General features: G+C 70.1%; 17 protein-coding genes. 8 read left to right on the plus strand and 9 right to left on the minus strand.

Features of this window, described 5'->3' with window-relative positions:
* Positions 1 to 34: 34 nt before the first annotated feature.
* Positions 35 to 763 carry a double zinc ribbon domain-containing protein gene (locus tag GST15_RS09745; protein ID WP_199268747.1) on the minus strand — a complete coding sequence of 243 codons (729 nt, stop codon included), beginning with the start codon at positions 761 to 763 and terminating at the stop codon, positions 35 to 37.
* A gap of 64 nt (positions 764 to 827) precedes the next feature.
* Here GST15_RS09745 and bioB point away from each other — a divergent pair, with 64 nt between their 5' ends.
* The 5 genes from bioB to GST15_RS09770 all read left to right on the plus strand — a co-directional run bounded on the left by bioB (position 828) and on the right by GST15_RS09770 (position 5561).
* Positions 828 to 1904: a biotin synthase BioB gene (gene bioB, locus GST15_RS09750; protein ID WP_233263144.1), complete on the plus strand. Its 1077-nt coding sequence runs from the start codon at positions 828 to 830 to the stop codon at positions 1902 to 1904.
* A gap of 3 nt (positions 1905 to 1907) precedes the next feature.
* Positions 1908 to 3125 (plus strand): 8-amino-7-oxononanoate synthase, encoded by a 1218-nt coding sequence (bioF, locus tag GST15_RS09755; RefSeq protein ID WP_159017036.1) that lies wholly within the window; start codon positions 1908 to 1910, stop codon positions 3123 to 3125.
* A 79-nt stretch (positions 3126 to 3204) separates the two neighbouring features.
* A complete protein-coding gene (gene bioH, locus GST15_RS09760) occupies positions 3205 to 4002 on the plus strand; it encodes a pimeloyl-ACP methyl ester esterase BioH (RefSeq protein ID WP_159017150.1) in 798 nt (265 codons plus the stop codon).
* The gene (gene bioC / locus GST15_RS09765) at positions 3999 to 4901 is read left to right on the plus strand and encodes a malonyl-ACP O-methyltransferase BioC (RefSeq protein ID WP_159017037.1); all 903 of its coding nucleotides are present in this window, start codon (positions 3999 to 4001) and stop codon (positions 4899 to 4901) included. The genes bioH and bioC overlap by 4 nt, the downstream gene beginning before the upstream one ends.
* Positions 4902 to 4961: 60 nt before the next feature.
* A complete protein-coding gene (locus GST15_RS09770) occupies positions 4962 to 5561 on the plus strand; it encodes a hypothetical protein (RefSeq protein WP_159017038.1) in 600 nt (199 codons plus the stop codon).
* 3 nt (positions 5562 to 5564) lie between these two features.
* Here the strand turns inward: GST15_RS09770 and GST15_RS09775 are convergent, their stop codons facing one another.
* From GST15_RS09775 to GST15_RS09785, 3 genes are all read right to left on the minus strand, one after another.
* Complete coding sequence (locus GST15_RS09775) at positions 5565 to 7055, minus strand: ArnT family glycosyltransferase (RefSeq protein ID WP_159017040.1); 1491 nt, start codon at positions 7053 to 7055, stop codon at positions 5565 to 5567.
* A 90-nt stretch (positions 7056 to 7145) separates the two neighbouring features.
* Entirely contained in the window at positions 7146 to 8120 is a 975-nt protein-coding gene (locus GST15_RS09780) for a threonine ammonia-lyase (RefSeq protein WP_159017041.1), read from the minus strand.
* A 10-nt stretch (positions 8121 to 8130) separates the two neighbouring features.
* A complete protein-coding gene (locus tag GST15_RS09785; protein ID WP_159017042.1) occupies positions 8131 to 9060 on the minus strand; it encodes a DMT family transporter in 930 nt (309 codons plus the stop codon).
* A gap of 151 nt (positions 9061 to 9211) precedes the next feature.
* On the opposite strand from GST15_RS09785, the gene GST15_RS12810 reads away from it, so the two are divergent.
* The 3 genes from GST15_RS12810 (at position 9212) to GST15_RS09800 (ending at position 13492) form a co-directional block, all read left to right on the plus strand.
* Complete coding sequence (locus GST15_RS12810; protein WP_199268748.1) at positions 9212 to 9799, plus strand: hypothetical protein; 588 nt, start codon at positions 9212 to 9214, stop codon at positions 9797 to 9799.
* A 437-nt stretch (positions 9800 to 10236) separates the two neighbouring features.
* On the plus strand, positions 10237 to 12126 hold the full coding sequence (gene mnmG, locus GST15_RS09795; protein ID WP_159017044.1) for a tRNA uridine-5-carboxymethylaminomethyl(34) synthesis enzyme MnmG: 1890 nt from the start codon (positions 10237 to 10239) through the stop codon (positions 12124 to 12126).
* A gap of 109 nt (positions 12127 to 12235) precedes the next feature.
* A complete protein-coding gene (locus GST15_RS09800; protein ID WP_159017045.1) occupies positions 12236 to 13492 on the plus strand; it encodes a hypothetical protein in 1257 nt (418 codons plus the stop codon).
* Between the two features lie 39 nt (positions 13493 to 13531).
* On the opposite strand, the gene GST15_RS09805 is transcribed toward GST15_RS09800, so the two are convergent.
* Genes GST15_RS09805 through glyQ form a run of 5 tightly spaced genes read right to left on the minus strand, consistent with a single transcriptional unit; the run spans position 13532 to position 23863 of the window.
* Entirely contained in the window at positions 13532 to 14968 is a 1437-nt protein-coding gene (locus GST15_RS09805; protein WP_159017046.1) for an RNB domain-containing ribonuclease, read from the minus strand.
* A 4-nt stretch (positions 14969 to 14972) separates the two neighbouring features.
* Positions 14973 to 18824 carry a translocation/assembly module TamB domain-containing protein gene (locus GST15_RS09810; RefSeq protein WP_159017048.1) on the minus strand — a complete coding sequence of 1284 codons (3852 nt, stop codon included), beginning with the start codon at positions 18822 to 18824 and terminating at the stop codon, positions 14973 to 14975.
* Between the two features lie 37 nt (positions 18825 to 18861).
* Entirely contained in the window at positions 18862 to 20658 is a 1797-nt protein-coding gene (locus GST15_RS09815) for an autotransporter assembly complex protein TamA (protein WP_159017049.1), read from the minus strand.
* A 50-nt stretch (positions 20659 to 20708) separates the two neighbouring features.
* On the minus strand, positions 20709 to 22919 hold the full coding sequence (glyS, locus tag GST15_RS09820; RefSeq protein ID WP_159017050.1) for a glycine--tRNA ligase subunit beta: 2211 nt from the start codon (positions 22917 to 22919) through the stop codon (positions 20709 to 20711).
* Positions 22916 to 23863, minus strand: a complete 948-nt coding sequence (glyQ, locus tag GST15_RS09825) for a glycine--tRNA ligase subunit alpha (protein WP_159017051.1) — start codon at positions 23861 to 23863, stop codon at positions 22916 to 22918. Before glyQ ends, glyS begins: the two co-directional genes overlap by 4 nt.
* Positions 23864 to 23887 lie beyond the last annotated feature (24 nt).

Raw genomic sequence — 23887 nt, forward strand, 5'->3', positions numbered from 1 at the left:
GGCCAGCCACGTAACGTCGGCTATTGGCGCCCCTTCAGGGCACCCGCGCGCAGACCCAGGCGTCCACCCGCTGCACGCCGGCTCGCCGCAAAGCCATCGCCGCGGCATGCAGCGTAGCCCCGGTGGTCATGACGTCATCGACCAGGGTCACGTGGGCCGGCAGCCGGTGATCCGGACACACTGCGAAAGCCTGGCGCACATTGCGCCGGCGCTGCATGGCGCTCAATTCCGATTGCGGCGCGGTCGGGCGGCTGCGCAACAGCGCATCGGCGCGCAGGGGCAGGTCGAAGGCCCGCGCGAGCGGCCGCGCCAGCTCCAGCGCCTGGTCGTAGCCGCGCTTGCGCAGTCGCGCGCGATGCAGCGGCAGCGGCACCAGTGCGCCGGGGCGGGGCATGGCTGCGCAGGCCTGGATCATCAATTGTCCGAGCAGGCGTCCCGCCGCGAGGTCGCCGTGGAACTTGAAGCGCGGCAGCAGCCGGTCGAGCGGGCGCGCATAGACGCAGGCCGCGATGACCCGTTCCAGCGGCGGGGCGCGTCGCAGGCAGCTGCCGCAGGCCTGGGCGGGCTCCGGTAGCGGCAACGCGCACGACGGACAGGCGATCCGGTTCCACGGCAGGGCCGCCGAACACGCCAGGCACAGGTCGCGGTCGCCGTGGTCGCCTTCGCCGCAGGCCAGGCAATGGGTGGGCCACCGCGACCGCAGCCAGCGCCGCAACGCGCCGTCAACCGCGCGGGGTGTCATCGGGTTGACAGGGTCGGGCATGCTTTCCAGACTGCCGCGGGTACCCACCCGCCACAGTCGGAAAACGCCCTTGCCTGTCGTCAGCCTGCCTCCCGCCAGCGATGCACCCGCAGCCCCGCTCCGCCATGACTGGTCGCGGGACGAGGTCCTGGCGCTGTTCGTCCTGCCGTTCACCGAGCTGCTGCATCGCGCCGGCACGGTGCATCGCCAGCATTTCGATCCGTGCGAGGTGCAGGTCAGCACGCTGCTGTCGGTCAAGACCGGCGGCTGCCCCGAGGATTGCGGCTATTGCCCGCAGGCCGCGCGCTACCACACCGGGGTGGACGCGACCAAGCTGATGGAAACCGATGCGGTGGTCGAGAAGGCCAGGCAGGCCAAGGCCGCCGGCGCGTCGCGTTTCTGCATGGGCGCCGCGTGGCGTTCGCCCAAGGACCGCGACATCCCGAAGGTCGCGGCGATGATCCGCGAGGTCAAGGCGCTGGGCCTGGAGACCTGCGCCACGCTGGGCATGCTCAGCGACAGCCAGGCGCATGCGCTCAAGGCCGCCGGCCTGGATTACTACAACCACAACCTGGATACCGCGCCGGAGTTCTACGGCGAAATCATCCACACGCGCGAATTCCAGGATCGCCTGGATACGCTGTCGCACGTGCGCGACGCCGGCATGAAGACCTGTTGCGGCGGCATCGTCGGCATGGGCGAATCGCGCGCGCAGCGCGCCGGCCTGTTGCAGGCGCTGGCGACATTGCCCGCGCATCCGGATTCGGTGCCGATCAACCGGCTGGTCAAGGTCGAGGGCACCCCGCTCGCGGATACGGTCGAGCTGGATCCGTTCGAGTTCGTGCGCACGATCGCGGTGGCGCGCATGCTGATGCCGAAATCGATGGTGCGGCTGTCCGCCGGTCGCGAATCGATGTCCGACGAATTGCAGGCGCTGTGCTTCGCGGCTGGCGCCAACTCGATCTTCCACGGCGAGAAGCTGCTCACCACCGGCAATCCCGACACGGCGCACGATCGGGAGTTGTTCGAGCGCCTGGGCCTGCGGCCGATGGCGGTCGCCGTCGACACCGCCGACCACGATCACGCCGGCACGGTGCACGCGGCGATTACTGATCTGCCCGCCGACCAGCCCGCCGTCGGCGCACCCGCGCACGCGGCCTGACCGATGCCACGCATCCAGCTGCGCGATCGCGTCGAAGAGTTGCGCCTGCAACGCGAGGCGCTCGGGCGCCAGCGCGTGCGGCGCACGGTCACCCGCCGCGATGGCGTGCGCTGCGAGGTCGACGGCCGCTGGCTGGTCAATTTCTGCAGCAATGATTACCTCGGGCTCTCGCAGCAGTTCGCGGTCACCGGCGCGTTGCAGCACTCGGCTGCCAGCGAAGGCGCCGGCGGCATCGGCTCGCACCTGGTGTGCGGCCACCACGCCGCGCACGAGGCGCTGGAGCGGGCACTCGCGGACTGGCTCGGCGCGCCGCGCGCGCTGCTGTTCGGCAGCGGTTACCTCGCCAACCTCGCCGTCGTGCAGGGACTGCTGGGCGAGGACGACGTCTGCGTGCAGGACAAGCTCAACCACGCCAGCCTGATCGACGCGGCGCGACTGGCCGGATGCCGGTTGCGGCGTTACCCGCATGCCGATCCGGAAGGCGCCGTGCGGCAGATGCGCGCGTCGCCCGATGGCGCCGCACTGCTGGCCACCGATGGTGTGTTCAGCATGGACGGCGACATCGCTCCGCTGCGGCAGCTGTCGCTCGCCGCGCGCGTGCAGCAGGCCTTGCTGTATGTCGACGACGCGCATGGCATCGGCGTGCTCGGCCCGGGCGGGCGTGGCAGCGTCGCGGCTGCGCAGCTGGACGTCGCCCAGGTGCCGCTGCAGCTGGCGACGCTGGGCAAGGCGCTGGGCGGTTACGGCGCCGTGCTGCTGGGCGATGCGGCGTTGATCGACCACCTGGCGCAGACCGCGCGTCCGTATCTCTACACCACCGCCTTGCCACCGGCGCTGGCGGCGGCATCGCTGGCCGCCGTGTCGCTGGCGCGCAAGGATCATTGGCGCCGCGAGAAACTGCGGGCGCTGGTCGCGCGATTCCGCGAGGGCGCGGCCGAGCGTGGACTGTCGCTGTTGCCGTCGCAAACCCCGATCCAGCCGCTGTTGTGCGGCGACAACGCGCGCGCCGTGGCGCTGGCGCAGGCCCTCGAGGCGCGGGGTTACTGGGTTGCCGCGATCCGCCCGCCGACGGTGCCGGAAGGTTCCGCGCGCCTGCGCATCACCCTGAGTGCCGGACACGGCGACAGTGATGTCGACGGCCTGCTCGACGCACTCGCATGGACATCCGACGCGGTCGGTGCCAGCCGGTCGACGCTGGGCGCAGCGCTCACCACGCCATGAACGCGGGCCTGCAATGCCGCCGCCTCGCCGGGTGGCGATGTGCAGCGCGCGCGACGTGGACGTCGCGCCGATGAGCGCGTTGCACGTCGAGGTCACCGGCAGCGGTCCGCCGCTGGTGCTGCTGCACGGATGGGCGATGCACGGCGGCGTGTTCGCACCACTGGTGGCACGCCTGCGCGATCGCCACACGCTGCATGTCGTCGACCTGCCAGGACATGGCTACAGCCGCGACAGCGCCGTGCCACTGGACTTGCCGGCCTGCGCTGCGGCCATCGCCGATTGCGTGCCGCCGGCGCCGTGGTGCGGATGGTCGCTGGGCGGCTTGATCGCGCTGCATGCCGCGTCGCGCGATCCGGCGCAGGTGACGGCACTGGCGATGCTGTGCGCGAGTCCGCGCTTCGTGCGCAGCGAGGATGCCGCCGACCCGTGGCCTTACGCCGTGTCGGCCGACGTCTTCCGCGATTTCGCCACGGGCCTGCGCAGCGATTACCGCGGCACGCTCGATCGCTTCGTCGCGCTCGAGGCGTTCGGCTCGGATCATGCCAAGGATGAGATGCGCGCCATGCGCGATGGCCTGTTGCTGCGCGGCGAACCGGCTGCGGATGTCCTCGCCGACGGCCTGGAGTTGTTGCAGACCAGCGACCTGCGCGGCGTATTGCCGACCCTGCCGGTGCGCAGTGCGTGGCTGGCTGGGCGTCGCGACCGCCTGGTGGATCCGCGCGCGATGCGGGCGGCCGCGGCGCTGGCGCCGCGATCGCGCCTGCACGTCGTCGAACACGCCGGGCACGCGCCATTCCTCACCCATGCCGACGAGGTTGCGGCGCAGCTGGTGGCCTTCATGGATGACCGTGCCGTCGACCCTGGGCGCGCGGCATGAGCGGCGCCGTGTTCGACCGTCGGCACATCCGTCGTGCATTCTCGCGCGCGGCACGCAGTTACGATGCCGCCGCCGCCCTGCAGCACGCGGTCGAAGCGCACCTGCTGGATTCGCTGTCCTACCTGGAGCAGCGCAATGGCGCGGGCGTGGCGCCGCAGCTGGTGGTCGATGTCGGCTGCGGGCCGGGGCGCGCGGCGGCACGGATGCAGCAGCGCTGGCCGCGCGCGCGCGTGCTGGCGCTGGACCTGGCCTTGCCGATGTTGCAGTCGCGTGCGGTGAAGCCGGACTGGCATCCGCTGCGACGCGGCGTGCAACGCGTGTGCGCCGATGCGGCCGCGTTGCCGCTGGCCGACGGCTGCGTGGACGTGCTGTTCTCCAACCTCTGCCTGCAGTGGGTCGAGGACCTGCCGTCGGTGCTGGCCGGTTTCCGCCGCGTGCTCAAGCCCGGCGGCCTATTGCTGCTGTCGAGTTTCGGGCCGGACACGCTGCATGAACTGCGCAGTGCGTTCGCCAGCGCCGATGCGATGCCGCACGTGAGTCCGTTCGCCGCAATCGCGCAATGGGGCGACGCCTTGATGGCGGCCGGCTTCCGCGATCCCGTGCTCGACCGCGACGTCACCATCAGTCGCTATCCGGACCTGCCGACATTGATGCGCGAGCTGCGGGCCATCGGCGCGACCAATGCCCTGCGCGCGCGGCGGCATTCGCTCACCGGCAAGGCGCGGCTGGCGCAGGCGGCCGCGGCTTATGCGGCGGCAAGCGGGGATGGTCCGCTCCCCGCCACATGGGAAACCATCACCGCCATGGCATGGGGGCCGCCGGCCGGCGCGCCGATCCGCGACGACGGTGGCGAGATCGCGCGCTTCCCCGCCGACAACATCCCGGTGCGCCGACGCTGAGCGACTTCGTGGGTTCAGCCGTGGTCGGTTACAACGGTCCGCATCCTCGAGGAACACGGCATGCGCAGACCAGGCTTTCATCGCATCGTGCTGGCGGCACTGTTGCTGCCGTCGCTGTCCATGGCACGGCCGGCAGCCGACCTGTGGGGCTTTGACCCGGGCGTGCTCGCAGCGACCGGCGGCGACCTGCTGCAGCGCGCGCCGGACCCGCAGGTCGATGCGCTGTTCCAGGCGGTGCACGCGGTGGCGCGCAACGACAACGAGTCGGGGGCGCTGTGCGCCTTGTTCGAGCCAAAAGCCGACCGCAGCATCGCAGGCCTCGATGCGTTCGCGTCGCAGCTGGGACCCGCCAGCCGCTCGCGCTTCGCCGATGCGCTTGCCGACCTGCTGCTAGCCGCCGTGCAGTCGCCGGCGCAGGCCTTCGACCGTGCCGCGGCGAAGCAATCGCTGAAGGGCGCCGCCGTCACCGCCGCGCTGCTGCACGACGGTTTCACGACGGGCCTGCAGGCCGGCGACGATGCCGATGGTCGCAGCGCGCGCTGCCAGTCGCTGCGCTGGCTGCTCGATGCGATGCAGTCGCGACCGCCAGGCGAGCGTGCCGCCATGACCCGATTCCTGCTGGACGAAGGCCTGTCGCGGATCGCGACCGGCGCGTCCTGACTCTCAGCGCGTGCTGGTTGCCGCGCGTCGCACGCGGAACAGCACCCGGCCCTGGTACGGCGTGCCCTGGGCCACGGCGACCATGTCCTGCGTCGCGATCAGGTCACGCACCGTGGGCCACTGCTCCTGCTTGGTGATCCAGAGGCTGTCGGGGTCGAAGTCATCGCGCAGTTCGTCGGTGACGCTCTCGTCGAATTCCGGATTGAAGCGCGCGCCGGCCTGCGGCTGCAGCGAGAGCTTTTCCACGTCGACGCCCAGGTGCAGGTGCAGGCCGTAACGCGCCATGTCGTCGACGAACTCCACCTGGCTGACCGGCCCGGCAACGCGCTCGTGGATGGCGCCGGCCCAGGCGGAGGCATCCTTGTGCGTCGGCCAGCGTGCCGCGGCCAGCTGCAATCCCAGTGCGCAGGCGCACCACAGCAGCAGCCAGCGCCAGCGTGGCAGCGGCAAACCCTCCGCGAAGCGCTGCCGGGTCGCGATGACGGCGAGCGGCACGAACAGCGGCAGGATGTACAGCGGCAGCCGCGAACGCGAGATGCAGAACACCAGCAACGGCAGCAGCAGCCACAAGGCCAGCAGCAGCCCGGCGGCGTCCTCGCGGCGACCCTGGTGCGTGCGCATGTGGCGCAGCTTCGCCGGTAGCGCCGTCGCCCAGCGCAGCAGCGAGGGCGTCCACGGCAACGTGCCGATCAACAACGTCGGCAGGTAGATGCTGATCCAGCCATACCACTCGCCATGGCGACTGAAATCATTGCTGGCGACGCGGTCGACCACTTCCTTGCCGAGGAAGTAATCGAGCAATCCCGGGTTGCGCGCCATGGCCGCCGCATACCACGGTGCCGAGACGGCGAGGAACAGCAGCAGGCCCCGCCACTGCAATGCACGCGGACGCACCTGCCGCGGCATCGCGATGTCGAATGCGATCACGGCCAGCAGCGGCAGCAATCCCGGTGGCCCCTTGTCGAGGAAAGCCAGCGCGAATGCCGCCCACATCAGCAGCAACCAGCGTTGCGCGCGGCCATCGTCGGCGAATCGCGCTTCCACGAAGGCCCACATCGCCAGCGTCTCGCAGGCGGCGAGCAGGTAGTCGGTGGTGATGAACTGCGACACGCCGATGGGCAACAGCATCGTCGCGTAGACCAGCGCCGCCTGGTGTCCGCTGCCGGGAGCCAGTCGCCGCGCGATGCGCCATGCCAGCCAGATGCACAGCAGGTAGGACAGCGCGGATGGCAGTCGCGCCGCCCAGGCGTTGTGTCCGAACGCGGCGATGCTGGTCGCGATCGCCCAGTAGGTCAGCGGCGGCTTGGTCCAGTGGCCGATTTCCTGGCTGCGGTGCGGCTCGATCCAGTTGCCGCTGTCGAGCATGTGCAGCGCGACATTGGTGTAGCGCCCTTCATCGGGATCCCAGATGCCGCGCAGCCCCAGGAACAGGAACCCCAGCGCGAACGCCAGTGCGGCGATCCGGAACGCCTGGGATTGCAGCAACTTGCGCATGGGCGTCCGCGTCGTAAGGGGCCGGCAATTCTAAAGGGGCGGGTGGCGGGGTCCGTTATCGGCGCGATCGCGCCACCTGCGGACGGGCGGTCAGCTCAGCTGGAACAGCTGCGACAAGTCGTCCAGGTCGACGTTGCCGCCGGACAGGATCACGCCGACGTGCAGGCCGGCGAACTGCTCGCGATGGCGCAGGATCGCCGCGAGCACCGTCGCCGAGGACGGCTCCACCACCTGCTTCATGCGCGTCCACAGCAGTCGCATCGCCGCCACCGTGTCGGCATCGTCGACCACCAGCGCATGCGCGCCCTGCGCGAGCAGGATGGAAAAATTGGGCGCACCCAGCGTCCCGCGCAGGCCGTCGCAGATCGTGTCGGGGACGAAGTCGACCAGCCGCTCGCCGGCGGCCAGTGAGCGCGCGGTATCGGCGGCCCCCGCCGGCTCGGCGATGAAGAGCCGGCAGCGCGGCGCCAGCCTGGCCATGGCCAGGGCAGTCCCCGATGCAAGGCCGCCGCCGCCGACCGGAACCACCAGCGCATCGAATTCCCCGCAGGCGTTGATCAGCTCCAGCGCGGCGGTGGCCTGGCCCGCGATGACGCGGGCGTCGGTGTAGGGATGCACGAGCGTCGCGCCGGTCTCGCGTTGCACGGCATCGCAACGCGCTTCGCGTGCGGCGATGGTGGGCTCGCAGCGGTGCAACGTCGCCCCGTATGCCTCGATGGCCGCCAGCTTGGTCGCCACGGCGCCGGTCGGCACGACGACATGGCAGGCGATCCCGCGCGTGCGCGCAGCCAGCGCCAGCGCCGCGCCATGGTTGCCGGAGGAGTGCGTGACCACGCCGCGCGCGGCGACGGCGTCGGGCAACGCCCACACCGCATTGCAGGCGCCACGGAACTTGAATGCGCCCGTGCGCTGCAGGTGTTCGCACTTGAACGCGATGCTGCAGTCGGCCAACGAGTCGAGCGCGTGCGATCGCATGACCGGCGTGACATGCGCCAGCCTCGCGATGCGCGCGGCCGCGTCGAGCACGTCGTCGAATGTCGGCAGGGTGGCGGCTGCGGTATCCATGCGCGACATGCTAACGCCCGGCGCGCGCGCCAAGCAGGCTCACTGCCGCCGAACCGGCGACGACCAGCGCCGCCCCGGCATAGCCCATGGCGCCGATGTGCTCGGGCGCCAGCAACGATGGCCAGCGTGCATGCACGAGCGCGGCCGCGACGATGCAGAGCAAGGGTGTCGTGGCGAGGATCGCCGACACCCGCGATGCCTCCCAATGCGCAAGCGCTTCGGCGAAGGCGCCGTAGGCGCCGATCGTGTTGAGCGCGCAATAGCCCAGCATCGCCCAGTGCAGTCCATCCAGCCGGGCGAGTTCACCGGCATGTGCGAACGGCAGCAGCACCAGGCTGGCGGCGACGTACAGCAGCAGCAGGATCTGCATCGATCCCAGCCGCGACAACAGCTGCTTCTGCAGCAGCGCGTAACCGGCCCACACCACGGCGCCGAGGATGACCAGGGCCGAGCCGACGCCGTATCCCGTGGAGTGCCGGGCCGCCAGCAACTGGTCGCGGAAGAAGAGCAGCAGGCCGGCGACCGTCAACGCGAACCCGATCCATTGCGCCAGGCGGAAGCGTTCGCCGAAGACCCAGATGCCGCCCAGCGCCATCAGCAGCGGCGCCAGCTGGATCAGCAGCTGCGCGTTGGCTGGCGTGGTGTGCTGCACGCCCAGCAGGTAGAACACGTAGTTGCCCAGCAGCAATAGCGCCGCCAGCGCGAGCATCAGCCAATGGCGGCGGCCGAGTCCGCGGTAACCCTGCAAGCCGCCGCGCAGGCCGAGCCATGCAAAGGTCACCGCGGCAGCCACCACGAACCGGAACCAGGTCAGGGTGATCGGATCGAGGATCTCCAGCGCGACCTTCAGCGCGATCGGCAGCGTCGCCCAGAACAGCGCGGTGGCCAGGGTCAGGCCCAGTCCCAGGCGCCAGCGCCCCGACGCTTGATGCAGTGCCATGTGCGTTCCGCTGGTCAGCAGCTGTCATGCTGGCACGTCCCTGCCGCGCGGCATAACGGTTCAGTTTTCCCGGGGCGCTATTCCAGAAAGGTTAAGCACCGATTCAATGCCTGCAGCGGATGCTGCCGATGGAAACCACAGGGGTGTCGCCATGATCCGGAATCTGCTTCTTCCCGCCCTTGCCGCAGCGCTGCTGGGCGGCTGCGTGACCGGTTACGACTATCGTGGTGGCGCCGGCGACTACTACTACGGCCAGCCGTCGGTCGACTACCAGGATGACGGCTACTACAGCCCCTACGGCTACGGCGGATATGGCTATCCCGGCGGCTGGAGCGGGATGATCGGCTACGGCATGGGCTATGGCGGCGGTTACGGCTATGGCGGCTACCCCTATGGGTATCCCTACGGATACGGCTATCCCTATACCCCGCGCCCGCCGGTCATCGTGGTCCGTCCGGATCCGCGGCCGCACCCGCACCCGCGTCCGCACCGCGACGACGACGACAATGACCGGCTCGTCCAGCCCGGCCCGTTGCCGAGCGGGCCCGCCCGCCCCCGGCGACCGTTCGAACCAGACGCGCGGCCGATCGGCGAGCGCATGCCGCTGCCGCAGCCGTCGGCACCCACCCGCTTCCCGAACCCCGACCGCATCCAGCGGGAGCCGCAGCGGGGCACTTCGCAGGACAGCCCGCCAGCCATGCGCCAGGAACGCGACGACGGTCTCAAACGCCACCATTGAGGTGTTGCGTTGCCCCACCGCGGGTCGCAAGCTAGTGTCCGCTCTTGACGAGCTGCGTCGTTTTTAGACCTGAGTTGCAGTGCGTTTCAATGTCGGCACCCGACGGGGAAACACGGATCCCCCCTGTTCCGCTCCTCGCCGGGTGTCGGCGCCCAAGCGCTTTCGCTGGATCCTTCAGCCAGCCGGGCCCATAGCGCCTGCGTAGCGCGACCTCCATCACAGTTCCCAGCTGCGGGCCGCAAGTCCCGCGGCCTTGGCATGCTTCCTGCGTATTCATTCCTGCACCCGACGTGGCAGGCGTCAGGGGCGTCGACCGGAATTGGAACAGGGGCTGGTCGCGCGCATGTCGGGGATGCCAGGGGTCGAATGTCGGGGGACATTCGACCCCTTTTTTTTGCGCGAACCGATGCTGACGGGCGGCGCGCGATAATGCGCGGATGGATCACTCCTTCTATCGACATGACGTGATCGTGGTCGGCGGCGGCCATGCCGGCACCGAAGCCGCGCTCGCGGCGGCGCGGGCGGGCGCGCGCACGCTGTTGCTGACGCACAACGTCGAGACTGTCGGCGCGATGAGCTGCAACCCGGCGATCGGCGGGATCGGCAAGGGCCATCTGGTCAAGGAGATCGACGCGCTCGGCGGCGTCATGGCCAGGGCAGCGGATGCGGCGGGCATCCAGTGGCGCCGGCTCAACGCCTCCAAGGGGCCGGCGGTGCGTGCCACGCGTTGCCAGGCGGATCGTTCGCTGTATCGCGCCTTCATCCGCCAGGCCGTCGAATCCGCAGGCAACCTCACCGTGTTCCAGGCGGCGGTCGACGACCTGGTGTTCGAGGACGGTTGCGTGCGCGGAGCGGTCACCCAGACCGGATTGCGCTTCTTCGCGCCGGCCGTGGTGTTGACCGCGGGGACCTTCCTGGCCGGCAGGATCCATGTCGGGGAGACCCGTTACGCGGCCGGCCGCGCCGGCGATCCGCCAGCGACCGCACTCGCGCAGCGCCTGCGCGAAGGTCCCTTCGTCGTCGATCGCCTGAAGACCGGCACGCCCCCGCGCATCGATGGACGCACCCTCGACTACACGCGCATGGAAGCCCAGCCCGGCGACGACCCGCGTCCGGTGTTCTCATTCATGGGTTCGCGCGCGGACCATCCGCGCCAGCTGCCGTGCTGGATCACGCATACCAGCGAGCGCACGCACGACATCATCCGCGGCGCACTGCATCGCTCGCCGCTGTACAGCGGGCAGATCCAGGGCATCGGTCCGCGCTACTGCCCCTCGATCGAGGACAAGGTCGTGCGCTTCGCCGACAAGGCCAGCCACCAGGTCTTCGTCGAGCCCGAGGGCCTGTGCACCACCGAGATCTATCCCAACGGCATCTCCACCTCGTTGCCGTTCGACATCCAGCTGGAGCTGGTGCGCAGCATCCGTGGCTTCGAGCAGGCGCACATCACCCGGCCCGGCTACGCGATCGAGTACGACTTCTTCGACCCGCGCGGGCTGAAGGCGTCGCTGGAAACCAAGGCGATCGCCGGGCTGTTCTTCGCCGGGCAGATCAACGGCACCACCGGCTACGAGGAAGCCGCCGCGCAGGGGCTGATCGCCGGCCTCAATGCCGCGCGCCTTGTGCAGGAGCGCGAGGCATGGACGCCGCGGCGCGACCAGGCCTACATCGGCGTGCTGATCGACGACCTGATCACCCAGGGCACGCTGGAGCCGTATCGGATGTTCACTTCGCGCGCGGAGTATCGACTGCAGCTGCGCGAGGACAATGCCGACCTGCGCCTGACGGCGATCGGGCACGGGCTGGGCCTGGTCGACGATCGACGCCTCGCGGCGGTGGAAGCCAAGGGCGAGGCGATCGCGCGCGAAACCGCGCGCCTGTCGGCGCTCCGCGCCGGGCCCGGCAACCCGCTGGGCCAGGAAGTGGCCGACGTCCTCGGGATCGTGTTGACCAAGGAGGGCAGCGCGCTGGATCTGCTGAAGCGGCCGGAGATCGACTATGCGCGCCTGCTGACGCTGCCCGCGCTGGCCCCGGCAGCGGACGACCCGATGGTCGCCGAGCAGATCGAGATCGATGTGAAGTACTCCGGCTACCTGGATCGCCAGCGCGACGAGATCGCGCGCCAGCAGCGCCACGAGACCGCGGCCATTCCCGACGGCTTCGATTACGCGCAGGTCCGCGGGCTGTCGGCGGAAGTCCGGCAGAAGCTCGAGCGCGTGCGGCCGGAAACGGTGGGGCAGGCGCAGCGGATTCCCGGAATGACGCCTGCCGCGATCTCGCTGTTGCTGGTGCATCTGTCGCGCGCCCGGCGATCCCGCGTCGCCTGAGGGCGGCGGTTCAGGGCGCGCGCAGTCGGCGCGGCGCGGCTGACGGTACGTCATGCCGGCGTGGCGCGTGCGCTCCTACAATGCGAACTCCCCAAGGCAGGACCTGACCATGCGATTCACCGGCACGCTGGCCTTGTGCGCAATGGCATTGCTGTTGCCCGGCTGCCAGCGCGCGGCCCCGCCCGTGGCCCCGCCCACGGCGACCCGCGCCGACCATGCACCGCGACCGTGGCAGCTGCCGACCGGGCCCGCCGCGGCGCAGCCGGCCCTGGTGGCCACCACTGATGGACGCGTGCTGTTGAGCTGGATCGACAGCACGCCGGGCCGGCGCAACGCGCTGCAGTTCGCCGCCTGGGATGGCAGTGGAAACTGGCAAAGCGCCCCGCGCACGATCGTGGTCGGCGACAGCCTGCTGGTCGACGCCAGCAATCCGCCGCAACTGATGGCCACCGGCGACGGCGCGCTGTGGGTGCAGTGGATCCAGAAGATCGGCGATGCCGCCAGCGAGTTGCAGCTCAGCCGATCGCTGGATGGCGGGTTCAACTGGAGCGCACCGCTGCAGGTCAGCACCGCTGTGCGCGGAACGGAACTCGGCTCCGCGGTGCTGTGGCCGCAATCGCGGACCGACGTGGGCATGGCATGGCTGGATGGCAATCCGCCGGCGGGCGGCGCGCAGGCGGCATCCGCGCCACAGGCACCGGTGGCGGACACCAGGCTGCATGCCGCCGTTTTCGACGCCGGCCTGCGCCGCAGCGCCGTCAGCGACGTCGATACCCGCGCGTGCGACTGCTGTCGTGTCGCCGCTGCGGTGACGACGCGCGGCGCCGTGCTGGCCTATCGCGACCGCAGCGCGTCGGAGATCCGCGACATCGCGGTCGCGCGCTTCGAATCGGGCCGCTGGAGCAAGGCCGCGCCGGTGCATGCGGACAACTGGAAAATGACCGGCTGCCCGGTCAATGGACCGGCGATCGCGTCGCGCGACACGGATGTGGTCGTCGCCTGGTACACCGGCGCCGGTCCGCAGCCGCGCGTGCAACTGGCGCGCAGCGGCGATGCCGGCGACAGCTTCGGCGCGCCCGTGGTCGTCGACCGTGGCGAGGCCGTGCTGGGTCGCGTCGCCGTGGCGCTCGATGCCAGCCAGGCCTGGGTGCTGTGGCTGCGCGAGGATGCCGATGGGCAATCGCTCTGGCTGGCGCGCTACACGCCCGACCTGTCGCGGCAGTTGCAGCGCGTCAAGCTCGCCACGCTGCAGGGGCGCGGTCTCGTCACCGGATATCCGCAACTGGCGCTGCAGGCAGGCAACGCCTACGTCGTCTGGACCGACATCGCCAACGGCATGACGCTATTGCAGGGCGCGATGCTGTAGCAGCGGGCGCGCCCACGGGGCGCCCGACGCCAAGCGCGATCAGGCCAGTTCGAATCGCGTGCGGCGCGTGGCCACGTCCGCTTCCACCAGCCGTATCGTCACCGTGTCTCCCAGCGGCAGGTCGGCGGCAGCGGTCAGCGGCGCCTCGATCGCGGGATCGCGCAGCATCACCACGCCCTGCCGGCGGTCGTCGCCGCGCACCTCGACAATGTCGCCGCTGAAGGTGTCGCCGACGCGGCTGGACAGGGCGAACGTTTCGGCAAGGTCGAGCACGGCATGCTCGAAGCGGCTGGCGCGACGGCCGGCATCGGCCATCGTCTGTGGCAGCGCGGGCAGCGCCTGCTGCACCCAGTCGGGCACGGGCTGTCCGCCGCACAGCGCGACGCAGGTTTCGCCCACGTAGCGATCCACCAGGCGCCGCAACGGCGCGGTCGCATGCGCGTACTCCGCCGCCAGGCCCCAGTGCATCGGCTGCGCCGGCGCGGCGCCGTCGAAGGCCGCGTAACCCGCGCCGCGCAGCACGGTGGTCGACGCCACCATCATGGCCACGTTGCGCGGTTGCGCGGGATCCAGCGAATCGATGAACTGCGGATAGGACATGTCGGATGGCCAGGCGATGTCGAGTGCCTTGGCGGTGCGACGCAGCCGGTCGATCGCCCACGGCTCGGGTTTTGGCAGCGTGCGCAGCAGTCCCACGCCGCCCTTCAGCATGATGTCGGCGGCCGCCATGCCGGTCAGCAGCGACACCTGCTCGTTCCAGTCCTCCGCCGGCTTGCGCGCACGGAACTCCAGCAGCCAGCGACCTTCCTCAACGCACACTTCCTGCTCGGGCAGCGGCAGGCTGATGCCGCCGCGTGCGCGCTCGCGCTGCTTGCGCAACTCGCCGAACGCGCGCAACACGTCCCACATCGGCTCGCCCTGGCCGGCATCGATGCGTGCCTGCATCGCGGCGTAATTGAGCTTGGCGCGGCTGCGGACCAGTGCGCGGCGTACGTCGCTCGACGTGCATTCGCCGGCGGCATCGACATCGATCGTCCACAGCAGCGCGGGACGCACCTGGTCGGGCAGCAGCGACGCGGCGCCTTCGGACAGCACGCGCGGATGCAGCGGGATCTTCGCATCGGCGCCGTACAGCGTCTCACCGCGCTTGTTCGCCTCGATGTCGATCGCATCGCCAGGCGCGACGAAGGCGGCCACGTCGGCGATGGCATAGAACACGCGGAAGCCGCTGCCATTGCGCTGCACATGCAGTGCCTGGTCCAGGTCCATCGAGCCGGGTGGATCGATGGTCACCAGCTCGATGTCGGTGCGGTCCAGCGTCGGCAGGCGCGGCGCGGCCGCGGCGTCCGCCGCCGCGATTTCGACCGGCGGCGGAAACGCGGTCGGCAGCGCCTGTTCGCGCTTGATCGCGGCCAAGCCCGCGGCGATGGCCGGGGCGTCGGGCGGCTGGATGTGCAGGCGGCGGGTGGTCGACATGGGGTCATTTTTCCTTGCGAAGATTCAACGATGCGCGATTCTCGACCGTGCTCGATTCGATCTCGATGTCCACGCCCTTGCGCAGCAGGTATTTCAGCGTGAGCACTTCGCCGGTACCCAGCAGCGACACGCCGTAGCTGACATAGAGTTTCGGCGACAGGTACTTGCCGATGCCCAGCACGCTGCCGCCCAGCGCGCGCGATTGGCTGACGCCGGCATTCTCCAGCCCCAGCCGCGCGCCCAGTTGCGACGCCAGCAGGTTGCCGCCGGCGGTCAGTGCCGCGCTGGCGGCGCCGAGCTGGCGGCTTTCATCGGCGCTGGCGCTGGACAGCGGCCTGCCCAGCGCGAGGTAGGCCAGCGCCTCGGACTGGTCGCTGGCCGGATCCGTCCACACCTGCGCCTGCGGGCGCGTGGCATGGCCGGTGACGTCGATGCCGGCGGTGACGTCGCTGACGTGGCGCTGTGCACGGATGTCGAGCAGCGGGTCGCCGATCGCGGTGTCGCTCCACGACAGCCGCCCGCGGGTGATCGCAAGGCGCTGGCCATACGCAAGATAGTTGCCGCCGATGTCCAGGCTGCCGTTCGCGACCATCTCGCGACCGGGTCGTGTACGCACCCGCAGGTCGCCTGCGAGCGTGCCGTCCAGGCCGAAGCCGTGCAGGCGCACGTCATCGCCAAGCGCGAGCGTCAGGTCGAGCACGCTCGGCGTGGAGATGCCCTGCGTGGAATCGACCGGATCCAGCACGACGACGTCCGGCGAACTGGCCACGCCGCGATCCAGGCGCTCGAGGTCCAGGCGCGCACTGGGCACGCCGACGCGCCCGCTGATATCCAGCGGCTGGCCCGGCGCATAGCGCACGACCACGTCCGGATCGATCACCGCACGCAGGTCGCGCGTATCGGCGGCGAGCACATTGCTGCCGCGCACGTTGAGCACCAGCGGCGCGGTCGATGCGCCCGCTGCTGCGCGCCACCCCAGCGTGCCGTCGAGTGCGAGCGTGCCGTCGCCGGATTGCACGCTGCCGTGGATGCGTGCGCTGCCATCGGGCTGCGCATCCAGGCGCAGCGAGCCGTTGCGCAGGGTGATCGCGAGCGCCGGCAACTCGGTGCTGAAGTTCGACAGTTGCGCCTGTCCGCCCAGCGCCGGTTGCGCGCGGCTGCCGCCCAGCACGAGACGGGCCTGGATGTGGCCGGTAGGGTCGACGATGTCCGGCGACAGCAACTCCATCCATGTCAGCGCATCGGTTTCCACCGCGATGGTCCCGGACAAGGGCGCGTATGCGTCCCAGCCGCTGCGCACGCGCGCGTCGATGCGGCCGCCGCCGTCCAGTCCAGCACCCAGCGTCGCATCGACGTGCCGCGCATCGAATGTCGCCGCCAATGTCAGGTTCTCGTATCCGACCAGGTCGCGGCGCGACGTCTCGCTGTTGCGCAGGCCACCACTGGCCGATGTCGCGTGGACGCTGCCCTGCCATGCGGATCCCGCGCTGCGCAGCCGCGCATCGAGGTCGACTTCACCGTGCGGCAGCCAGGGTCGGCCGTCGGTGCGCGCGGGCAGGTACGGGCTTGCCAACGCCAACGGCAGCGCATGGCCGTCGATGTCCACGCCGCTGTTTGGCCAGTCCGCGCGCGCGCACAGCGAGCCGGCGCCTGCCGACATGATGCAGCCGTGCGACAGCGTCCAGCGCGCACCGTCCTGCACGACGCGCACCGGCGCCTGCAGTTGCCAGGCCGCTCCGCGCGCGGGCGCCAGGTGCAGGCGATCGAGCGATCCCGACCATCCCGCGGTGCGCTTGCCTGCGCTGCCGGCAAGGTCGACCGCGCCGACCGCGCCCGTCGCCTGCGCCTGCAGCTGCAGCGCTTCCACCGCGCCGCGCGCGTCGATGTGCAGGCGATCGAGTGCGACGCCGGCGGCGAGTCCGCGTGCATCGACCGTCAATGCACCACTGCCACCGCGCCAGGGCAGGCGTCCACGTGCCTGCAGGGTGTCGGCCCGGTAGCTGCCGTAGGCGAGGCCCTGGCCCGCCAGGTCGACGTCGATGTCGGGAGCGCGACGCGCGCCGGTCAGCCGTAACGTGCCGCGCAGCGAGCCGGTGCCCTGCGGCAGCAGGTCGTCCAGGTGCAGCGGCGAGAAGCGTGCGGTGACATCCAGCGCATCGGCGATGCTGCCGTGTGCATCGATGCGGCTGTCGCCAAGCGACACCACGACATCACCGCCGTATTCGTTGCCGTGCACGGTCAGCGCGCCATGGCCCTGCAGCGCGCGCCCGCGCAGGCGTCCCGCGAGCGTCGGCACCTGCACCTGCGCGTCGACACCGCCGCCGCCGTGCGTGCTGCCGGTGCTGCTGATGCGGCCCTGCAGGGCGCCGTCCCAGCCGGCGAACAGATAGCCGGGATCGAATCCCGCCAGCGTCGCCTGCATGTCCCAACCCAGCGTGGGCGACCAGTGCAGCGTGCCGTTCGCGTCGAGCCGGCCTTCGGGCATCGCGACCTGCAGGGATCGCAGCGCCAACTGGTCGCGGTTGCCGCGCCCATCCACTTGCACGGACGCGGTGCGCGCGCCACGGCGCAGTGTCGCCCGACCGATGGCCGCCCACGCGTCCAGGCTGCCGGCGATGCCCAGGTCGGTATCCGCGCGCAACGGCACACCGGTCGCGGCGCCCCAGGTCACGCCACGCGCATTGGCCGCGATGCGCAGGCTGGTGTGGCGCGGGTCGCGCATGTCGACCTGGCCGCGCAGCGTTGCCCGACCCTGCAGGACATCCAGCACCAGCGGTTGCACGCGCAGCACCTGGTTGTCGAGTCGAACCTGCGACGGCTGGATGGCGACGTCCAGCGCACCGCGCGCGACGTGTCCGTGCAGGTTGGCGCTGCCACCGCGCCCGTCGGCGCGCAGGTCGAATGCCAGCGGTGTCGACGGCGCGGCGCCGGTCAGCAATGCCGGATCCAGCGCGGCGGAGTGCGCACGCGCCGACCATCGCGGCAGGTCGCGTCCGCGCAACGCCAGGCTCGCCTGCAGCGGTGCCGGCGCGGAACCCCCGATCGCCACGTCCATCGCGTCGAGGTCGCCGCGCGCGACCAGTGCGAGGCGCGCCGGCGCGCGTGCGCCGGTCGTCGGCAGCACGGCGGTCGCGGTCATGTCGGTGCGGTAGGCATCGGCGGGCGCGTAGTCGCCGTGCGCGGTGAAATCCCCACGGTCGCTGTCGACGACCAGCCGCTCCAGGTGCAGGCGTCCGCGCGACGCCTGCAGGCCGCCGCGCGCATGCCGGATCAATACCAATGGCAGGCGATCGCGCGTCACCCGCAGGCCATCGATGCGGATGGCGTCCGCGCGCAGCGCCAGCGGCGGTGCGATCTGCGGCAGCGAATCCGGCCATCGCGGCAACTTGAACGGCTGCGTGCCGATGGGCAGGTCGAGGGTCGCATCGGTGATGTCGAGCGCATCCAGACGCAGGCTGCGACCGAGCAGCGGGCGCAGCGCGGGATCCAGCACGATGATCCGCGCGGTGAACACGATCGTGCCGGCGGCGCAGGGCTGGGTCGCGGTGCGGACGCAGGCGGGATCGGCCGCGCGCGGCATCGTGAAGCGCACGCCCTGCAATGTCATCGGGCCGGAGGCGGGTCCGCTGGCCTGTTGCCACGTGAGCGTGGTGCCTTGTGGCAGCCGCGCGACGATCTGGCGCAGCAGCACGTCGCGGCCGCCGACCGTCGTGAGCAACCACCAGGCGATCACCGCGAGCAGCAGCACCAGCGCCAGCGTCGCCAGGGCCGAGTGCAGGGCCACGCGCCGCGCCAGCGCCTTGCGCGCCGCATTGCGCGCGGCACGCTGCTCCGGCGTCAGCGGAACGCCCCTCACCGCGCGCCGCCTGCGCGGGTCGCGGCACTGCGCGCGCTCACAGGTCGGCTCCGATGTTGAGATACAGCCCCAGCGCCGAATCCGGACTGTCGAGACCGCGCGCGATGTCGACGCGCACCGGTCCCACCGGCGAGCGCCAGCGCAGTCCGATGCCGACCCCGGTGTGCCAGTCCGGGGTGCGTCCGTTGAACGCACTGCCACTGTCGACGAAGACCGCGCCGCCCCATTGCGCGGTGAAGTCATGTTCGAACTCGGAGCTCGCCGTCACCAGGTTGTTGGCACCCAGGCCGAACGTGCCCAGGCGCGGACCGACCTCGCGGTTGTTGTAGCCGCGGATGCTGCGGTCGCCGCCGGCGTAGAAACGCAGGCTGGGCGGCAGGTCGACCACCGTTCGGGTAAAGGTGTGGCCCAGTTCGCCGCGCAGGATCAACCGGTCACGCGCGCCCAGGCCATGGAACCAGCTGGAACGTGCGTGCACCTGGAAGAACGTCGCATCCGACCCCAGGCCCTTGCTCCCGCCGCGCAGTTCCAGCGACGTGGCCATGCCACGACGCGGATACAGGCGATCGTCGACGCCGATGTATTCGCCGCGCAACGCCGGGAAGGTGAAGCTGCCGTAGCGATAACCCGGATGATCGATGTCGCCGGTATAGGCCCAGCGTTCGCGCAGGGCGTGCAGCGACGCCGCCGCGGTCAGCCGTGTGTTGATCATGCCGGTGCGGCTGCCGACCAGTTCCACCCGCCGCGTGTCGATGTAGTCGGTCTGCTCGTCGGCGGCCTGCAGGCTCGCCGTGTACCAGCCGTCGATCCAGGCGAACGCGGGGATGCGGTATTGCAGGGTGAGCGTCTTGCGCCGTTCCGCGTAATCCAGTTGCGCCAGCGCCTTGTGTCCGCGCGAGTTGAGATAGCGACGCTCCACGCCCAGCCGCACGCCGGCGCCGCTGTCGCTGCCGTAGCTGGCGCCGGCGGTGTAGACGCTGCGCTTGGCGGGCGTGAGCGTGACCAGCACCGGCACCTGGTGGTCGGTCGCGTGTTCGGGTTGCGGCTGGATGTCGATGCGACTGAAGTCGTCCAGCGCGACCAGCGACTTGCGCAGCTGGTCGATCTTCTCCTGCTGGTAGGCGCTGCCGGGGGTCCACTTCACGACCTTGTGCAGCAGTGAATCGCGCAGGATGCGCGTCGGCGCCTGCACGAAGCTCGCCGGCCCCATGGTGTAGCGCGCGCCGCTGGCCCAGGCCAGGTCGATGTCGGCCGCATTGGCCGCGCGCGTGACCTCGACCCTGCGGCTGAGGAAGTCGGCGTCGAAATATCCGCGTTCGGCCAGGCGCCGGCTGATGCGCGCCTTGCTGTCCTCGTACACGCCCTGGTTGAAGACGTCGCCGATCGCCGGCGTGAATGCCGCCACCTCGCCCCGCAGCACCTGGTCCGCGCTGCCCTCGCCATCGATGGCGACATGCGAGGCGCGCACGCGCACCGGCGCGCCGGCGTCGACCGTGATGGTGACCGTGATGGTGACCGTGATGGTGACCGCCAGCGCGGCGGACCCTGGCGCGGCGTTGGCGGGGCCGCGCTGCACCTGCACCTGCGGGGAGAAATAGCCGAATGGCGCCAGTGCGTCGCGCGTTTCCGGCGTCGCCTGGCGCAGCAGGTAGGACAGCCGCCGTTCGGAGACGTCCTTGCCGATGGCGTCCACCAGCGACAGCGCATCGCGCACGTTCCGGGTCATCGGTGCATCGATGCCGCGGATGTCGACCGACGCCAGCGTGGCCGCATGCACGCCGGTCGCCGCGGTCAGGCACAGGGCAGCGGTCAACAGGCGGGAAGCGATCGGCATCCGGGCGAGGATACGCGCCGGGCGTCAACGGCCGTGTAACGCCGCGCGATCTACGTCGACAGGTGCTCGATCGCGGCGACGCTGCCCAGGCGATTGGCCAGGCGTTGCAGCAGGGCGAGGCGGTTGTCGCGCACGGCAGCGTCGTCGACATTGACCATCACCGCGTCGAAGAACGCATCGACCTGCGGGCGCAGCCGGGCCAGCCGGCCCAGCACGGCGACGTAATCGCGGCGCGCCAGCGCATCGTCGGTGTCGGCGATCGCCGCGTGCACGGCGTCGGCGAGATCCTGTTCGGCCCCAGGCGTCAGCAGCGCGGGATCGACATCGTCCGGGATGTCGCCTTCGACCTTGCGCAGGATGTTGCGGATGCGCTTGTTGGCCGCGGCGAGCGCGTCGGCTTCGGGCAGCCTGGCGAATTCGCCGATGGCCGCCAGGCGCCGGTCGAAGTCGGGCAGCGAGGTCGGTCGAAGGGCCGCAACGGATTCGAATTGTTGTGGTTCGATCCCTCGCTCAGCGTAGTAACTGCGAAGGCGGTCTGTAATGAAGTCGCGAAGTTCATCGCTTGCTTTGCGAGCAAGCTTTTTTCCGTCGTCAGAAATGGTGGTCCATTCGGATGCTATATCGCTAATAAGCTCCTGCTTATTAGCAACTTTCACGCTCTCTGAGCTGGCCTTTTCCATTTCTCTGCTCAACTCGTGACTTCGTAACGCAATGAATTGGCCTTCAAAAAACTCACAAGCTCTGTAGAGAGAAGTGGTCACATCGAGATCTATCTCGCCTTCGATCAGCGTGCGCGCCAGCCCCAGCGCATTGCGCCGCAGCGCGAACGGATCCTTGTTGCCCGTCGGCTTCAATCCCGCGGCAAAACCGCCGGCGAGCGTATCCAGGCGCTCGGCGATCGCCAGCACCTGCCCGAGTGTCGACGGTGCGATGGCGTCGCCGGCGAAGCGCGGCATGTAGGCCTCGTCGATTGCATTGGCGATCGCGACCGGTTCCTGCTCCACGACCGCGTAATAGCGGCCCGCGATGCCCTGCAGTTCGGGGAATTCGTTGACCAGCCGCGACTGCAGGTCGGCCTTGGACAGATCCGCGGCACGCCGCGCCTGCGTCGGGTCGACGCCGACTTCCGAAGCGATGGCTTCCGCCAGCGCGGCAACCCGCGCGACCTTGTCGGCGATGGTGCCGAGCTTGGCCTGGTAGGTCACGTTGGCAAGACCGGCCGCCATCGACGCGAGGCCCTGCTTCATGTCCTCGACGAAGAAGAACTTCGCATCCGAGAACCGCGGACGGATGACGCGCTCGTAGCCGCGGCGGATCTCCGCGACGTCCTTCGACTCGATGTTGGCGATGCCGACGAAGCGATCGACCAGGCGACCGGCGTCGTCGAGCAGCGGGAAGAATTTCTGGTTGGTTTCCATCGTCGCGATCAGCGCTTCCTGCGGCACCGCCAGGAACTCGCCCTCGAAGCCGCACGACACCGCGCTCGGCCATTCGACCAGGCAGTTGACCTGCTCCAGGTTGAGCGCATCGATGCGGGCGACCGCGCCGGCCGCGGCTGCATGCTCGCGCACCTGGCGCACGATGCGTTCACGGCGCTCGTCGGGATCCACCAGCACCTTCGCCCCGCGCAGCGCGTCGACGTAGGTGCCGGGCGCATCGATCCACACCGGCTTGTCGTGCAGGAAACGATGGCCACGGCTGTTGCGGCCGGCCATCACGCCAAGCACGCCACCTTCGACGACGTCCTTGCCCAGCAGCATCACCAGCCAGTGCACCGGTCGCGCGAACGCATGCGCGTGGTTGCCCCAGCGCATCGGCTTGGGGATCGGCATCGCCGCGATGGCTTCGTGCAGGATCTGCGGCAGCAGCGTCGCGGTCGCCACGCCGGCGCTGACCGCGCGATGCACGAAGCGCTCGCCCTTGTTGTCGGTGGTGCGCGCGAGCTGCGTCCATTCCACGCCGGCTTTCTGCGCGAATCCCAGCAGCGCGCGGGTCGGTTGCCCATCCGCGTCCAGCGCGATGTTGAGGTAGGGGCCCAGCACTTCGGAAGCCTGCTCCGCCTGCGCGGTGCCGACGCCCGGCAACAGCACGGCGAGGCGACGCGGCGAATACAGCGGTTTGGCCTCGCCGCGCTGCACGGCGATGCCGCGCTTCACCAGCCCGTCGATGACGCCATCCAGCAGGGCCTGCGCCAGGCCGGGCAGTGCGTTGACCGGTAGCTCTTCGGTGCCGAGTTCGATCAGCAGCGGATTCATCGTCATGCCACGGCGTCCTGCGCTGCTGCATCCAGCCCGAGTGCTTTGCGCTCGTCGGGATCCCTGACGCCTGGGAATCCGAGTGCCTTTCGCGCTGCAAGCGACGCTTCGGCCACGGCCTGCGACAACCTGCGCACGCGCAGGATGTAGCGCTGGCGTTCGGTGACGCTGATCGCGCGGCGTGCGTCGAGCAGGTTGAAGCTGTGCGACGCCTTGCACACCTGCTCATAGGCCGGCAGCGGCAGGCCCAGCGCGACCAGCTTCAGCGCTTCGGCCTCGCACGCGTCGAAGCGATGGAGCTGTTCGGCGACATCGGCATGCTCGAAGTTGTACGCGCTCTGCTCGACTTCATTCTGGTGGTAGACATCGCCATAGGTGACCGGCGTGCCATCGGGTCCGCGCGTCCACACGATGTCGAAGACGTTGTCGACGTCCTGCAGGTACATGCACAGGCGCTCGAGGCCGTAGGTGATCTCGCCCAGCACCGGCTTGCATTCGATGCCGCCGGCCTGCTGGAAATACGTGAACTGGGTGACTTCCATGCCGTTCAACCAGACCTCCCAGCCCAGGCCCCAGGCGCCGAGCGTCGGCGACTCCCAGTTGTCCTCGACGAAGCGCAGGTCGTGCACCAGCGGGTCGATGCCCAGCGCGACCAGCGAGTCGACGTAGAGCGCCTGGATGTCGTCCGGGCTGGGCTTCATCACCACCTGGTACTGGTAATAGCGCTGCAGGCGATTGGGATTGTCGCCATAGCGCCCGTCGGTGGGACGGCGGCAGGGCTGGACGTAGGCCGCATTCCACGGCTCGGGTCCGAGTGCGCGCAGGAAGGTCGCCGGGTGGAACGTGCCGGCGCCGACCTCCAGGTCCATTGCCTGCACCAGCACGCAACCCCGCGCGGCCCAGTAGGCGTTGAGGGTCTGGATCATCTGCTGGAAGGTCAGGCCGGCCATGTGTGTCGGTGTTCTCTTCGGGGG

Source organism: Cognatiluteimonas profundi, assembly GCF_009792795.1.
Taxonomy (GTDB): Bacteria; Pseudomonadota; Gammaproteobacteria; order Xanthomonadales; family Xanthomonadaceae; genus Cognatiluteimonas; species Cognatiluteimonas profundi.

Bases quoted from the DNA above. Each gene is read 5' to 3' on its own strand.
- GST15_RS09745 (WP_199268747.1), bottom strand. From the start codon at position 763: ATGCCCGACCCTGTCAACCCGATGACACCCCGCGCGGTTGACGGCGCG.
- bioF (WP_159017036.1), top strand. From the start codon at position 1,908: ATGCCACGCATCCAGCTGCGCGATCGCGTCGAAGAGTTGCGCCTGCAA.
- bioC (WP_159017037.1), top strand. From the start codon at position 3,999: ATGAGCGGCGCCGTGTTCGACCGTCGGCACATCCGTCGTGCATTCTCG.
- GST15_RS09770 (WP_159017038.1), top strand. From the start codon at position 4,962: ATGCGCAGACCAGGCTTTCATCGCATCGTGCTGGCGGCACTGTTGCTG.
- GST15_RS09775 (WP_159017040.1), bottom strand. From the start codon at position 7,055: ATGCGCAAGTTGCTGCAATCCCAGGCGTTCCGGATCGCCGCACTGGCG.
- GST15_RS09780 (WP_159017041.1), bottom strand. From the start codon at position 8,120: ATGGATACCGCAGCCGCCACCCTGCCGACATTCGACGACGTGCTCGAC.
- GST15_RS09785 (WP_159017042.1), bottom strand. From the start codon at position 9,060: ATGGCACTGCATCAAGCGTCGGGGCGCTGGCGCCTGGGACTGGGCCTG.
- GST15_RS12810 (WP_199268748.1), top strand. From the start codon at position 9,212: ATGATCCGGAATCTGCTTCTTCCCGCCCTTGCCGCAGCGCTGCTGGGC.
- mnmG (WP_159017044.1), top strand. From the start codon at position 10,237: ATGGATCACTCCTTCTATCGACATGACGTGATCGTGGTCGGCGGCGGC.
- GST15_RS09800 (WP_159017045.1), top strand. From the start codon at position 12,236: ATGCGATTCACCGGCACGCTGGCCTTGTGCGCAATGGCATTGCTGTTG.
- GST15_RS09805 (WP_159017046.1), bottom strand. From the start codon at position 14,968: ATGTCGACCACCCGCCGCCTGCACATCCAGCCGCCCGACGCCCCGGCC.
- GST15_RS09815 (WP_159017049.1), bottom strand. From the start codon at position 20,658: ATGCCGATCGCTTCCCGCCTGTTGACCGCTGCCCTGTGCCTGACCGCG.
- glyS (WP_159017050.1), bottom strand. From the start codon at position 22,919: ATGACGATGAATCCGCTGCTGATCGAACTCGGCACCGAAGAGCTACCG.
- glyQ (WP_159017051.1), bottom strand. From the start codon at position 23,863: ATGGCCGGCCTGACCTTCCAGCAGATGATCCAGACCCTCAACGCCTAC.